Source organism: Falsiruegeria mediterranea M17, assembly GCF_900302455.1.
GTDB classification, from domain to species: domain Bacteria; phylum Pseudomonadota; class Alphaproteobacteria; order Rhodobacterales; family Rhodobacteraceae; genus Falsiruegeria; species Falsiruegeria mediterranea.
In genome coordinates this window covers 424,028-436,996 of record NZ_ONZG01000001.1, presented here as the reverse complement: position 1 = coordinate 436,996, position 12,969 = coordinate 424,028, and the positions used below count along the sequence as shown (strand labels likewise).

13 protein-coding genes are annotated in these 12,969 nt (G+C 59.1%); 5 read left to right on the top strand and 8 right to left on the bottom strand.

All coding sequences use genetic code 11. The annotated features are described in order from the left end of the window. Nucleotides 1–54: 54 nt before the first annotated feature. Together TRM7615_RS02115 and TRM7615_RS02110 are read right to left on the bottom strand one after the other, a co-directional pair. Nucleotides 55–756, bottom strand: coding sequence for a response regulator (locus TRM7615_RS02115; RefSeq protein ID WP_108785246.1), 702 nt, complete (start codon nucleotides 754–756; stop codon nucleotides 55–57). After that, a complete protein-coding gene (locus TRM7615_RS02110; protein ID WP_108785245.1) occupies nucleotides 753–1,265 on the bottom strand; it encodes a MarR family winged helix-turn-helix transcriptional regulator in 513 nt (170 codons plus the stop codon). Before TRM7615_RS02110 ends, TRM7615_RS02115 begins: the two co-directional genes overlap by 4 nt. Nucleotides 1,266–1,421: 156 nt before the next feature. Here TRM7615_RS02110 and TRM7615_RS02105 point away from each other — a divergent pair, with 156 nt between their 5' ends. The 3 genes from TRM7615_RS02105 (at nucleotide 1,422) to TRM7615_RS02095 (ending at nucleotide 4,536) form a co-directional block, all read left to right on the top strand. Further along, a complete protein-coding gene (locus tag TRM7615_RS02105) occupies nucleotides 1,422–2,288 on the top strand; it encodes a branched-chain amino acid aminotransferase (protein ID WP_108785244.1) in 867 nt (288 codons plus the stop codon). Between the two features lie 166 nt (nucleotides 2,289–2,454). Beyond that, the gene (locus TRM7615_RS02100) at nucleotides 2,455–2,835 is read left to right on the top strand and encodes a hypothetical protein (protein ID WP_108785243.1); all 381 of its coding nucleotides are present in this window, start codon (nucleotides 2,455–2,457) and stop codon (nucleotides 2,833–2,835) included. Nucleotides 2,836–2,967: 132 nt separating this feature from the next. Further along, on the top strand, nucleotides 2,968–4,536 hold the full coding sequence (locus TRM7615_RS02095) for an alkaline phosphatase D family protein (protein WP_108785242.1): 1,569 nt from the start codon (nucleotides 2,968–2,970) through the stop codon (nucleotides 4,534–4,536). A 42-nt stretch (nucleotides 4,537–4,578) separates the two neighbouring features. Here the strand turns inward: TRM7615_RS02095 and TRM7615_RS02090 are convergent, their stop codons facing one another. The 3 genes from TRM7615_RS02090 to TRM7615_RS02080 form a co-directional block, all read right to left on the bottom strand. Beyond that, nucleotides 4,579–5,598: a hypothetical protein gene (locus tag TRM7615_RS02090; protein WP_108785241.1), complete on the bottom strand. Its 1,020-nt coding sequence runs from the start codon at nucleotides 5,596–5,598 to the stop codon at nucleotides 4,579–4,581. Between the two features lie 122 nt (nucleotides 5,599–5,720). Further along, nucleotides 5,721–6,320 carry a cob(I)yrinic acid a,c-diamide adenosyltransferase gene (cobO, locus tag TRM7615_RS02085; RefSeq protein WP_108785240.1) on the bottom strand — a complete coding sequence of 200 codons (600 nt, stop codon included), beginning with the start codon at nucleotides 6,318–6,320 and terminating at the stop codon, nucleotides 5,721–5,723. Nucleotides 6,321–6,376: 56 nt separating this feature from the next. Continuing rightward, nucleotides 6,377–7,315: a DMT family transporter gene (locus tag TRM7615_RS02080; protein WP_108785479.1), complete on the bottom strand. Its 939-nt coding sequence runs from the start codon at nucleotides 7,313–7,315 to the stop codon at nucleotides 6,377–6,379. A gap of 94 nt (nucleotides 7,316–7,409) precedes the next feature. Between TRM7615_RS02080 and TRM7615_RS02075 the strand changes: the two genes are divergently transcribed. Then, on the top strand, nucleotides 7,410–8,924 hold the full coding sequence (locus TRM7615_RS02075; RefSeq protein WP_108785239.1) for a malonate--CoA ligase: 1,515 nt from the start codon (nucleotides 7,410–7,412) through the stop codon (nucleotides 8,922–8,924). After that, nucleotides 8,911–10,227, top strand: a complete 1,317-nt coding sequence (locus TRM7615_RS02070; protein WP_108785478.1) for a CoA transferase — start codon at nucleotides 8,911–8,913, stop codon at nucleotides 10,225–10,227. Before TRM7615_RS02075 ends, TRM7615_RS02070 begins: the two co-directional genes overlap by 14 nt. On the opposite strand, the gene TRM7615_RS02065 is transcribed toward TRM7615_RS02070, so the two are convergent. The 3 genes from TRM7615_RS02065 to aroC are packed head-to-tail and all read right to left on the bottom strand — an operon-like array spanning nucleotide 10,224 to nucleotide 12,908. Next, nucleotides 10,224–11,168: an AEC family transporter gene (locus tag TRM7615_RS02065; protein WP_235823996.1), complete on the bottom strand. Its 945-nt coding sequence runs from the start codon at nucleotides 11,166–11,168 to the stop codon at nucleotides 10,224–10,226. The genes TRM7615_RS02070 and TRM7615_RS02065 overlap by 4 nt on opposite strands. Next, entirely contained in the window at nucleotides 11,165–11,824 is a 660-nt protein-coding gene (locus TRM7615_RS02060; RefSeq protein ID WP_108785238.1) for an HD domain-containing protein, read from the bottom strand. Before TRM7615_RS02060 ends, TRM7615_RS02065 begins: the two co-directional genes overlap by 4 nt. Then, complete coding sequence (gene aroC, locus TRM7615_RS02055) at nucleotides 11,808–12,908, bottom strand: chorismate synthase (protein ID WP_108785237.1); 1,101 nt, start codon at nucleotides 12,906–12,908, stop codon at nucleotides 11,808–11,810. Before aroC ends, TRM7615_RS02060 begins: the two co-directional genes overlap by 17 nt. Nucleotides 12,909–12,969: the final 61 nt, after the last annotated feature.

The window sequence follows — 12,969 nt, the reverse complement described above, 5'->3', positions numbered from 1 at the left end:
GTTCAGCTTGGCTGCATTCTGTGACGGGCCATATTAACTGGATCGATGGTTCGATCAATCGGTGGCCAGCATATACCCCGCACCCCGAACCGTTTGCAGATAACGGGGCTGTTTGGGGTTCGGCTCGATCTTGCGGCGCAGGCGTGTGATCTGGACATCGACAGCGCGTTCTTGCGCCTGTCCTCGATCGCGACCCAGATCCTCGACCAGCTTTGTGCGGCTGACCGGCTCGCCTGGTTGCGCCGAAAAAATCTTCATCAACTGGCTTTCGGTGGCGGTCAAACGTACCAGTTCCTCGCCCTGCCACATCTCACCGCGTTCGATGTCATAACGGATCGGGCCCAGATGCAGCACCTTTGGTGCGGTGTCCTGCGCGGTGGTTTCCGGCATACGCCGCAGGATTGCGTTGATCCTGAGGAGCAACTCCTTGGGCTCGAACGGTTTGGCCAGATAGTCGTCTGCGCCTGCCTCGAGCCCTGCGATCCGGTTTTCGGTTTCTCCCCGCGCGGTCAGCAGCATGATGGGGGTACTGTGAGTTTGACGCAGGGATTTGGTCAGGCTGACCCCATCCTCGCCCGGCATCATCACATCCAAAACGATCAGATCGAAATCCAGCCCCGACAACACCCGCCGCGCATGCGCCGCATCGCGGGCCGCGGTCACCAGGAATCCGTTGCGCATCAGGAATTTCTTGAGCAGATCGCGGATCCGCTCATCGTCGTCGACGATCAAAAGGTGAGCATCAAGTTCACTCATGAGGTACCATCCCGCAACTTTGAATACGCTCGGCGCATATCTGCATCCATCATCGCCTCGAGCACCAGTTTAAACCCGGCGACCGCCTCGGGTCCTGCTTCCTTGTACGCCGCGCGCATCCGCTTGCGCTGGGCGTCCGACAGCGTTGCCTCAAGCGAACGGCCATCTTCAGTCAGGTACAGGTGACGCTCGCGCTTGTCGATCTTGCCGACGCGGCTTTCCACCAGTCCGTCCGTGATCAACGTGCGCAGAACCCGGTTAAGAGACTGTTTCGTGACACCCAGAATGGCCAGCAGATTGTTCACTGTTGTGCCGGGTGCACGGTTGATAAAGTGGATCGCGCGGTGATGCGCACGACCATAAGCCATCTCGGCCAGAATACGGTCTGGATCAGCGGTAAACCCGCGATAGGCAAAGAACATCGCCTCGATCCCCTGCCTGAGCTGTTCGTCGGTCAGAAACAACAAGCCTTCGCTGCCATAGACCGGGGTCGAGCGTCCATCGGACATCCTGAACCTCTTTCTTGCTTTGGCTCACTTTAAGTCAGTCTTATTGACATTCCAATAGTGAACAGCTATCGAGTCGCAGTTTTGGCGTAATATTATGACCGTTTCGGTCGTAAGTTGCGCAATAAGTGCAAAACGGCTCGCTCAGGAGGATGCAGCATGTCGGGTTATGATGATCGCGATGGAGTGATCTGGATGGATGGGGAACTGGTGGATTGGCGCGAGGCCAAGGTCCATGTTCTGACCCACGCAATGCACTATGCCAGCTCGGTTTTTGAAGGTGAGCGGGCATATAACGGCAAGATTTTCAAAAGCCGCGAACATTCCGAGCGTCTGATCGCCTCGGCCGAGGCGCTGGATATGCCGATGCCCTATTCGGTGGATGAGATTGAAGCCGCCAAGGAAGAAACCCTGAAGGCATCCGGCCTGACCGACGCTTACGTCCGTGCTGTTGTTTGGCGCGGGTCGGGCGAAGACATGGGTGTCGCATCCGCCAAGAACCCGGTCCGCATGGCCATCGCCGTTTGGGGCTGGGGCGCCTATTACGGTGACGCCAAGATGCAGGGCGCCAAGCTGGACATCGCGGAATGGAAACGCCCCTCGCCCGAGACCATTCCGGTTCACGCCAAGGCGGCGGGCCTTTACATGATCTGCACCATCTCCAAGCACAAGGCCGAGGCCAAGGGCTGCTCGGATGCGTTGTTCATGGACTGGCGCGGCTATGTGGCCGAGGCAACCGGTGCCAACGTCTTTTTCGTGAAAGATGGCGAGGTTCATACCCCGCTGGCCGATTGCTTCCTCAACGGCATCACCCGTCAAACTGTGATCCAGATGCTCGAAGACAAAGGCATCACTGTCCACGAACGTCGCATCAAGCCCGAAGAGATGGCTGATTTCGAACAGTGCTGGCTGACCGGCACCGCGGCAGAGGTCACTCCGGTTGGTCAGATCGGCGATTACAAATTCGAGGTCGGCGCGCTGACCCGTGAAATCGCGGAAGACTACGAAAAGCTGGTTCGCGCCTAAATCTGGCAAAGCAATCCGATCAAGCCCCTGCATGTGCGGGGGCTTTTTTCGTCGAGGTACCGATCAAACGAAATTCACCCATACTTCCCGACGATCTGCAATAACTTGGGGACGATCTGGTTTCATAAGTTCGAGCGCGTCTTCCTAGCTTGGGGTCACACCAAGTTTGGAAAGGAATTCAAATGTCTCTTCGTTTTTTACCCGCTCGATTCATGCCTACCTGGACTATCTGGTTGCGTTGGCGTTGATGGGCTTACCGTTTCTGCTGGGATTGGGGCAATCCAACCCGCTGGCTTTGTGGTTGTCGGTTGCCACCGGCATGGCCGCTTTGGTCCTGACGGTTTTGACGGATCATCATTTAGGCGTCTGGCGGTTGCTGCCTTACAAATTTCACCTGGCCGTTGACCTGTTTGTCGGTTTGACATTTCTTTTTGCACCCGGCCTGTTCGGCTTTACCGGGCTGGACGCCCTGTTTTATTGGATGAATGGCGCGGCGGTGGTGGCCGTTATCTCGCTCAGCGCGCCCGAGCAGGGCGTTACCGCCTGAGATGACTCCAATGGATGTCACAGTATCATCGTGATACTGTTAGAAAACTGAGCCGCGCCTTTTACAATTGCGCGGCTTTTATCAGCTCACCAATCCCGCGGTCGCACCAAGATCGCAAGACAGGAGAGCCCTATGACCAAGATCCTTCGCCCCCATCGCCGCGCCTTTCTGGCGGGCAGCACCGCCTTTGCCGCCTCGTTGGCCATGCCCGCCATCAGCCGCGCGGCGTCACGTCCTGTGTTCACGCACGGTGTTCAGTCCGGGGACGTCGACACTTCCTCGGGCATGATCTGGACCCGCACGGACCGCCCCTCGCGCGTGATGATGGAGGTGTCGACCACCGAAAGCTTTGCGGACGCCCGCAAGCTGGCACTGATGGATGCCATCCCCACCAGCGACTTGGCTGTCAAACGGCTGGTGGATGGTCTGCCGTCGGATCAGGATATCTTTTACCGCTTCGTCGCCGCCGACTTGAACGACATCAATGTCACGTCCGAGCCCATCGTGGGCCAGTTCCGCACAGCACCCACGTCGCGCCGCAATGTTCGCTTTGCTTGGTCGGGTGACACCGCTGGCCAGGGTTGGGGCATCGACGACGATGGCATGCGCACCTATGCCACCATGGCGCAGCACAAGCCCGATTTCTTTATCCACTCGGGCGACACGGTCTATGCCGATGGTCCGATGCAGGATGAGGTCGAGAAAGACGGGCAGTTGATCTGGAAGAACACCACCCTGATCGACGAGAAACGCAAAGTGGCCGAGACGCTGGATGAATTCCGCGCCCAGTGGAAATACAATCTGATGGACGAGCACGTGCGGGCGATGAACGCTGTCTGCCCAACCTTTTTTCAGTGGGATGACCATGAAGTGGTCAACAACTGGTCAGACGCCAAGGATCTGATCTCGGATGATCGTTATACCGAAAAGTCGGTGCATGTGCTGCAATCGCGTGCTGGTCGTGCGTTCCACGAGATGACCCCGCTGCGGATCACCCCTGCCGAACCGGGCCGTGTTTATCGCAAGATCTCTTACGGGCCGATGCTTGATGTCTTCTTCCTGGATCTGCGCAGCTATCGCGGGCCGAATGGTCCCTCGATGGAGGATGAGATCACCGATCAGGCCCGCATTCTGGGCGCAGAGCAGCTGACTTGGCTCAAGCGTGAATTGGCCGCGTCGCAGGCGACTTGGAAGGTGATCGCGTCCGACATGCCGATCGGCCTGATTGTCTGGGATAACTGGCGCGAACAGGCGGGCGCCGAGGCAATCGCAAACGGGGACAGCGGTCCGGCCAAGGGGCGCGAGTTGGAGATTGCCGATCTGCTGCGGTTCATCAAGACCGGTGGGATCAAGAACACCGTCTGGTTCACGGCCGACGTGCATTATACCGCCGCGCACCATTACGACCCTAACAAAGCGCAATTCCAGGATTTCGAACCATTCTGGGAGTTCGTCTCGGGTCCGCTGCATGCCGGAACTTTTGGCCCCAACAAGCTGGATGGCACATTCGGGCCGGAGGTGAAATTCGTCAAGGCACCTGCCGAGGGACAGGGTGTGAATCTGCCGCCCAGTGAAGGCCTGCAGTTCTTTGGTCTGGTCGATATCGACGGTGCGACCGAACAGATGACGGTTCGCCTGATGGACCGTGCCGACACTGAGTTGTGGTCTGTTACGCTGGACCCAAAAACCGGCGCGATCTAACGGTCATGAAATGGGCGCCCCGGTTCAATTGGTCTGGGGCGCCTACTTCAGCTTTCGATAAGTTTGCCGTTCTTGCTGGACCAGATCAGCAGCACATTGGGAATAGGCCGCGATTTCATTGAGCCCGGGTGGGTTGTTCGTTTCAGACCGGGCCAGTGCTGCGCGGCGTAGCGTCATAAGTTGCGCCCGCTTGCTGTCCAGAAACACCTCTTGAGGGATTAGCTTCTCCAATGGGCTGTCGATGCGGATCACCTCGAAGTACCCGCCAGCCAAGGCCATCATTGCCATCCCGCACGCCGGGGCTTGCGACCCACATTGCGCATTACATAGATTGGCAATCGGACGCGTTTCAGATGCGGTCATGACCCAACCTTGCACCGGCTTGTACCAGCGGTTTGCAGGGGACGCATCGCCAAAGCCAAACCCCAAGGCCAAGAGCCCGGCCATTCCAAGCGTTTCGGCATCACCCGCGTCAATGCCGTCCGTGCGGCCAATAACATGTCGCAGAGCTGCCAGCCCGTCTCCACGCGGTTCCGGCATATCAGACAGATAAGCGACGTAGGGGGCCAATTCGGACAGCAGATGTGGACTGTTTGCCAGCATCTGCCTGTCTTCTGGCGTGCCATAGAGCGAGACAATCCGGCTGGGGTGGTCTGTGGCCTGATGCTCGCCCAATGCAGCAAGTTGCACGATCACTTCGGGATCGGGGTCAGCACTTCGCGCGCGTAAAAGCGCCGCCGCCAATGGATCACCGCTCTGAGCTTCGACCGTCAGCCAGCTGGTCGCAAAAGGCGAAGTTTCGTCCACCTGCCGAAACAAGTCACGCGCCTGCTGTTTGCTCAACGACAAGCGATAGGGCGAGGGGCCTTTGTCTGTCACCTCGATCTGCGCCAACAGCAGGCGCGCGTCGGTGTCGCCGGATTTGGCAAGTTTCGACAGAATTGGCAGGCTTTCGGCGTCGTCGCCGCTTAGCCATAGGTCCACCGCTTCCTGCAAATCCGAACCGGCAGCGGCAAAACCCACACCAAACAGCAGGGCAAGAGAGGCAATGATCTGTTTCATGGCTTGCTCAAACAGTTAGGTGAGGCGATGCTAAACCGCCTTTACCCACAACCACAAGTGGTATTTCGGATCGTTTTGGTCGGATAACAGACCCTAAACCGCATCAAATGACGCGGGTTAGGTCAGAAATCGACGCCACGCTGCGCCTTGATTCCAGCCTTGAAGGGGTGCTTTACCTCGGTCATTTCGGTGACCAGATCGGCATAGTCGCACAAAGCTTCGGGCGCATCACGACCGGTCAGGATCACGCCGGTTTTCTCGGTACGTTTGTCCAGCGCTTCGATCACTTGTTCGACACTCAGATATTCATACCGCAGGGCGATGTTGATCTCGTCCAGCACCACCAGATCGTAGTCCCCGCTGGCGATCAGATCAGCGGCTTTGCCAAAGGCGGCCTGTGCAGCGGCGATATCGCGCTCCTTGTCCTGGGTGTCCCAAGTGAAGCCTTCGCCCATGGTGTGCCAGGTCACTTGACCGTGCTCTTCAAAAAACCGGCGCTCGCCTGTCTTCCACTTACCCTTGATGAACTGAACCACGGCCACCTTCTGGCCCCAGCCCAAGGCGCGAACGACGACGCCAAACGCAGACGAGGACTTGCCCTTGCCCTTGCCAGTGTGGATCAAAACCAGGCCTTGTTCAGGGTCCTGCAGCTGCGAGACCCGTTCTCGGTGCTTGGCCTGCACCTCTTTCATCTTTTCTTTGTGGTTCTCTTCGTCGCTCATGGGAAACCCTTATGTATTGCGCCGCATACCCTAGGGGCTATGGCGCAAAGGTAAAGTCAACTTTTTGGGTCTGTCACCGACCGCGCCTTGCCCCGTTCCAAGCCCAGCTTGTGTTCCCGCCACACGACCAAGGCGTTCGCGGCAATGACCAGCGTGGCACCGGCAATCATCATCCCCGTCGGCAGCTCGCTGAACCAGAAATAGCCGATCAAAACGGCAAAGAGCATTGAGGTGTAATCATACGGCGCCAGCATCGAGGCCGGACCGAAACGATACGAAGATGTCACCAAAATCTGCGCGCACCCCCCGACCAGACCGGCAAGCACAAGCAGAGCCATTTGTTCAGTGGTCGGCATGACCCAACCAAATGGGAGTGTTAGCAGCGACAGAACGGACGCTGTGGCCGAGAAATAGAAGACGATGGCGGCTGTGTGTTCGGTCTGCACCATCTGACGGATATGGATTTGCACAAAAGCCCGCGCAAAGGTCGCAGCCAGCACACAGAGCGCCCCAACAAGGGCCAGATCTTCAGCCTTGGCGTCTCCTCCCAGCCGGGGCCAGAGCATTATGACAACCCCCAGCAGGCCAACTAGTACCGCACCGATGCGAATCATCCGGATGCGTTCGCCCAGAAAGATGGCGGCCAGAACCAGCGTGAAAATTGGAGTAGCAAAGCCGATGGCCGTCACCTCGGGCAGTGGCAGCAGGCCCAGACCGGTAAAGGTAAGCCCCATGGCAGATGTTCCCAGTACGCCGCGCCAGAAATGGTTCATGGGCTTTTTGGCAATCAGCCCGTTGCGCAACTCTCCGCGTGAAATCAGCCAGACGACGATGACCGGGATGGCGAAGAACGAGCGAAAGAACACGGCCTCACCGGCCGGGATGTCCTCGGACAGGTATTTGACCAGTGCGGCCATTGCCGTGAATAGAAAGATCGCGGTGGTCTTGAGGCCGATGGCCAGCAAAGGCCGATGCGATGTTAAGTTTTTTGCCATGGCGCGAACCTGCGCCTTTGTTTGGGAAAGATCAATTGCTTGATTTTCGCCCGTCGGTTCACTCATTGTGCACCCGCAGAAAGAGGAAGAGGCCATGTACGACCGGAACCACCTGATTTCAAAACTCAAAGAGGCTTCTACAGGGCGCGAGGAGGATGTTTTCGCGCATCTGCCAGGCGGCGAAACGGTAAGTTTTGGTGCCTTGTTTGCCGGGGCCGAGCGGATGGCCGCAGCCTTGGTGTCCTGCGGAGTCGAGCCGGGGGACCGGGTCGCTGTTCAGGTCGCCAAAACCATTCAAGCGATTGAGCTTTACCTGGGCACGGTCATGGCAGGCGGTATCTTTCTGCCGCTCAATACGGCCTATACTGGCCCCGAAGTTGCGTATTTCGTTGGCGATGCCAGCCCGCGCGTCGTCGTCTGCGACCCTGATCGGTTGGACGAGATTTCAACCATATCCGGAGAGGCAAAGGTTCTGACACTGAACGCAGCCGGGCAGGGAAGCTTGCGGGATCTGGCTGATGCGCAAGACGGATTCGACGTGGTCGCGCGGGATTCCGGCGATCTGGCTGCGATCCTCTATACCTCTGGCACTACGGGTCGGTCCAAGGGCGCAATGCTGAGCCACGACAACCTTGCTTCGAACTCCGCCGTGCTGCGTGACTACTGGCGGTTCACTGCGGACGACGTGCTGATCCACGCGCTGCCGATCTTTCACACGCACGGACTGTTTGTGGCGACTAACGTGGCGCTGCTGTCGGGCGCGAAGGTGGTGTTTCTACCCGGCTTTGATGCGGATGCAATTCTTGAGGCGATGCCGACCGCGACCGCGCTAATGGGTGTGCCGACCTTTTACACCCGTCTGCTGGCTGATGAGCGCCTGACGCGCGAGCGGGCGGGCAATATGCGGCTCTTCATCTCGGGGTCCGCTCCGTTGCTGGTTGATACACATGAGCAGTGGGAGGCCCGCACGGGCCATCGCATCTTGGAACGCTACGGCATGACCGAAACCAACATGAGCACCTCGAACCCCTATGACGGCGAGCGTCGCGCGGGCACTGTTGGGTTCCCGCTGCCGGGGATCGAAGCGCGCGTGATGGATGAGGGGGCCGAGGTGCCCACAGGCGAGATCGGCGTGTTGGAAGTGCGCGGTGCCAACGTGTTTCAAGGCTATTGGCAGATGCCCGAAAAGACGGCCGAGGAGTTGAAACCGGATGGTTGGTTCATCACCGGTGACATGGCCAAGATTGACGCTGATGGATACGTTACCATCGTGGGCCGCGAGAAAGACTTGATCATTACCGGTGGCTTCAACGTCTATCCTAAAGAGGTCGAAAGCCTGATCGACGACCTGCCCGGCGTTCTGGAAAGCGCCGTCATCGGCGCGCCACATCCCGACTTTGGCGAGGGTGTCGTGGCTATTGTTGTGCCCGAGGGCGATGGAACCTCGGCCCAAGCCATCAGTGGGGCGTTGCAGGGACAGTTGGCCAAGTTCAAGCAGCCCAAGCGCGTGATCGTGTTGGATGCTTTGCCGCGAAACACCATGGGCAAGGTGCAAAAAAAAGCCCTGCGCGAAACCTATGCCGGGATCTTTGCCGATGGATGCGATTAACAACACCTTTGGAACGTCCCCCGCCCATGTGGTCGGAGAGGGCGCTTGGAAATCCTGTTTTGCCGTGACCGAACTGGCCTGTCAGTCGATGGGTGCTGTTGGTGGCGCTGTTGCAGATTTGGTCGAGGCTCTGAACCTTGGTCCAAAATCCGACGTGGCGGTCGACCGTCGGTTGGCGTCGCTCTGGTTCACCTGGTCGATCCACCCGCAAGGCTGGGAAGTGCCACCGTCGTGGGATGCGATCGCGGGTGACTATCAGACCCGCGATGGTTGGATCAAATTGCACACCAACGCCCCTCATCATCGTGCGGCCGCCTTGTCCGTGCTGGAGTGTAAGGCTGACCGGGATGTGGTTGCACAAGCCGTTTCTGGATGGGACGCAAACGCGTTGGAGGCCGCGATTGTTGAGGTTGGCGGTGCCGCTGCTGCCATGCGCAGCCGTGCGGCGTGGCAGGTGCACCCGCAAGGTGTGGCTGTAGCTGCGGAACCTCTGGTGCATTGGGACCAATGTTCTGGCCTGGTTCGCGGGTGGCAGGCAAAGGCGGATCGACCGTTGGCTGGGTTGCGCGTGCTTGACCTGACGCGTGTGTTGGCAGGCCCGGTGGCCACGCGAACGCTGGCGGGTTTTGGGGCTGATGTGCTGCGCGTGGACCCGGCGAGTTGGGGTGAGCCGGGTGTTGTGCCCGATGTAACTCTTGGCAAGCGCTGTTGTCATCTGGATCTGAAAACAGGCTCTGATAAAGAAGTTTTGCACAAACTTCTGACGCAGGCGGATGTATTGGTACATGGCTACAGGCCCGGCGCATTGGACGCGATGATCGGCTCGGACCGTCCTGATAACCTGATCGAAGTTTGCCTGGATGCTTATGGCTGGACAGGCCCTTGGGCCGGGCGACGCGGGTTTGACTCTTTGGTGCAGATGAGCTGCGGCGTTGCCGAGGCCGGTATGGTATGGGCCGGATCGAACAAGCCTCACCCATTACCGGTTCAGGCGCTGGATCACGCGACAGGATACTTTATGGCGGCAGCCGTTGTGTCGGCTTTGACACGCGCTGTTCGGGGCGATGGCATCCACCGCGCGCGGTTGTCTTTGGCACGCACAGCAGAGGTGTTGGCGAAATTAGAGCCTGTTTCTGAGCCAGAAATAACGGGATCAACACCTGCGGATCTGGATGATTGGATCGAAAACTCACCTTGGGGACCGGCCAAGCGATTGAAGCCGGGGATCGAGGTGGTCGGTGCGCCGATGCGGTGGGATCGTCCATCCGCTGAGCTGGGGTCGTCGCCTGCGTCTTGGGGCTAAGTCAGGACACCCAGAAAAACCGACAGAGTGACAAACCCCAAGGCGGTTGCGATCAGCATGGCGATGGAGGCCATGCCCTCGTGCCCAATTTCCTGCGCCAGAACCGAGTAGATGCCGAACATGGGCATGGCGGCGGACAGGATCACGGCTGCGGTCAGCTCGGGCGATAGTGACAGACCCATCGCGGTGACGGCGAGGGCCGCCAATGCGACCAAGCCGGGATGCAGGATCAGTTTACCCAGTGCCACCTGCGCCGCCTTCCAATGGTTGCCCCGCAGCGACAACCCCGCCAGCGATCCGCCGATCACGACCAGCGACAGCGCCGAGGCCGAAGCGGCAAGCATTTGAAACAACTGCGTGACGGGGTCGGGGATTGGGACGCGCGCCACCGATATGGCCAGCCCAAGCAGAAGACCGATCACCATCGGGCGCTTGATGACGCCCCAAAGGATGCCGGTCACGCGTTTTGAGATTGATACCTGTCCCCAACCGCGCGCCAGATCCATCAGGATCAGACAGATCGGGATCAGCAGGATATTTTCCACCAGCATGTTCAGTGCCAGAATCACGCCAGCCAGGTCCGGGAAGGTCAACAACATCACCGGGTAGCCGATGAAGCCCGAGTTAGGGCAGGTTGTGCCCATAACGGCCACCGCGCGGCGTGGCGGTTCCGTCCGGATGGCGGTGAACCACAGGTAACTGATAAGGATCGTCGCTAGTCCACCAAGGGCAAAGACCAGCATGTAACCGGGGTGAAAGACCTCGGCAAAGTCACGGCTGGCCATGGCGTTGAACAAAAGCGCGGGCAGGGCGATGTCCATGACGTATTTGCCCAGTGTGCGCATGTCCGACTGTCCAAACCATCCCAGTTTCACGACCAAGTAGCCAATTGCGATGGCGGCATAGATCGGAAAGGTTATAGCAAGGATATCGGTGCTCAACTGGTCCAGGCCTTGGGTACGGTTGCGCCAATCTCGTCAGCGAAATCATCCAGGAACCGGATCATTAGTGCGGCTCGGGCTTGTGCCAGTTCGCGGCCATTTTCGGTGATCATGCCCTTGGGCAGCGACAGCAACTTAACCCGCCAATGATCGACCGAAAAGCGGATGTCGTTCAGATCGCGGGTTTCGGCAAAGGGATCGGTCGGGTGATACAGCTCCTGCCCCAGGGCACCTGCCACCGCAAAAGTGCGGGCAACCCCAATAGCGCCAAGCGCGTCCAGCCGGTCGGCATCGCGCAGCACCTGCGCCTCAATGGTTTCGGGCGGGATGCCAGCAGAGAAGCTATGTGCCTCGATTGCGTGCTGTGTTGCTTTGACTTCGCTCTCGGATAGCCCCAGATCAGCCAAAATCGGTCCGGCCTCAGTTGCAGCCATGCGCGAGGCTTTGGAGCGGTCGGGGGAATCCTTGGGGAGGTTCACCAGATCGTGCAGGTAAGCCGCGCCAAGGAGAACGGTTTGGTTCGCCTCGGCCGGAGCGATCTTTTGCACATTCAGCCAGACACGGTCGAGATGAGCCAGATCATGGGCGCTGTCGCGGCTCATTCGCTCGGCGACGATGGCGCGCAGCCTTTCGCGCAGCTCAGCTGATTGCGCCACGGTTCTCTCCGATTTGGCCGCGGTGCAGCAGCAAGTGATCCAGAATCACGCAGGCCATCATCGCCTCGCCCACGGGCACTGCGCGGATGCCGACGCAGGGGTCATGGCGGCCCTTGGTTATGATCTCGGTTTCTTCGCCGGACTTGGTGATGGTTTTGCGGGTGGTCAGGATGGACGAGGTTGGTTTAACCGCAAAGCGGACCACAATGTCCTGCCCCGTCGAGATGCCGCCCAAAATGCCGCCCGCGTGGTTCGAGCTGTATTGCGGGCCGTTCTGCCCCATAAAGATTTCGTCTGCATTGGCTTCGCCGGTCAGTTCGGCGGCGGCCATTCCCTCGCCGATCTCGACGCCTTTGACGGCGTTGATCGACATCATCGCGGCGGCCAGATCAGTGTCTAATTTGGCGTAGATGGGCGCACCAAGGCCTGCGGGCACACCGCGGGCCACAACTTCGACCACAGCGCCGACCGAGTTACCGGACTTGCGCAGGTCGTTGAGGTATTCGGCCCACTCGTCCGCTGCTGTCGCGTCGGGGGTCCAGAACGGGTTCTGCTCGATCTGCGACCAGTTAAAGTTTGCACGGTCGATTTTGTTCGGACCGATCTGTGTCATGTAACCGGTGATTTGCACATTGGGCGCGATCTGCTTGATCGCCTCGCGCGCCAACCCTCCGGCAGCTACACGCGATGCGGTTTCGCGCGCCGAGCTGCGCCCACCACCACGATAGTCGCGGATGCCGTATTTCTGCCAATAGGTGATGTCGGCATGACCAGGGCGGAACTTGTCCATGATGTCGCCATAGTCCTTGCTGCGCTGATCGGTGTTTTCGATCATCAGCTGGACCGGCGTGCCGGTGGTCTGCCCTTCGAAGACGCCGGACAGGATCTTGACCTGATCTGGTTCGCGGCGCTGCGTTGTGAACTTGTTCTGACCCGGTTTGCGTTTGTCTAGCCAGTTCTGGATCATCGCCTCGTCGATCGCAACGCCCGGAGGGCAGCCGTCAACCGTGGCACCCAAGGCGGGGCCGTGGCTTTCACCCCAGGTGGTGACGCGGAAAAGGTGTCCAAAGCTGTTCATCGACATGGGGCGTGCTCCTTTGCGACCCCGTGCTTAGCGGGCTGGGCTTTGGGTCTCAAGAGGATTT

What these genes read in the sequence shown, in the direction of transcription:
- TRM7615_RS02080 (WP_108785479.1), bottom strand. Translation starts at nt 7,315, where the DNA reads ATGGCAAAAAACTTAACATCGCATCGGCCTTTGCTGGCCATCGGCCTC.
- TRM7615_RS02070 (WP_108785478.1), top strand. Translation starts at nt 8,911, where the DNA reads ATGGATGCGATTAACAACACCTTTGGAACGTCCCCCGCCCATGTGGTC.
- TRM7615_RS02075 (WP_108785239.1), top strand. Translation starts at nt 7,410, where the DNA reads ATGTACGACCGGAACCACCTGATTTCAAAACTCAAAGAGGCTTCTACA.
- TRM7615_RS02090 (WP_108785241.1), bottom strand. Translation starts at nt 5,598, where the DNA reads ATGAAACAGATCATTGCCTCTCTTGCCCTGCTGTTTGGTGTGGGTTTT.
- TRM7615_RS02110 (WP_108785245.1), bottom strand. Translation starts at nt 1,265, where the DNA reads ATGTCCGATGGACGCTCGACCCCGGTCTATGGCAGCGAAGGCTTGTTG.
- TRM7615_RS02105 (WP_108785244.1), top strand. Translation starts at nt 1,422, where the DNA reads ATGTCGGGTTATGATGATCGCGATGGAGTGATCTGGATGGATGGGGAA.
- TRM7615_RS02115 (WP_108785246.1), bottom strand. Translation starts at nt 756, where the DNA reads ATGAGTGAACTTGATGCTCACCTTTTGATCGTCGACGACGATGAGCGG.
- aroC (WP_108785237.1), bottom strand. Translation starts at nt 12,908, where the DNA reads ATGTCGATGAACAGCTTTGGACACCTTTTCCGCGTCACCACCTGGGGT.
- cobO (WP_108785240.1), bottom strand. Translation starts at nt 6,320, where the DNA reads ATGAGCGACGAAGAGAACCACAAAGAAAAGATGAAAGAGGTGCAGGCC.
- TRM7615_RS02095 (WP_108785242.1), top strand. Translation starts at nt 2,968, where the DNA reads ATGACCAAGATCCTTCGCCCCCATCGCCGCGCCTTTCTGGCGGGCAGC.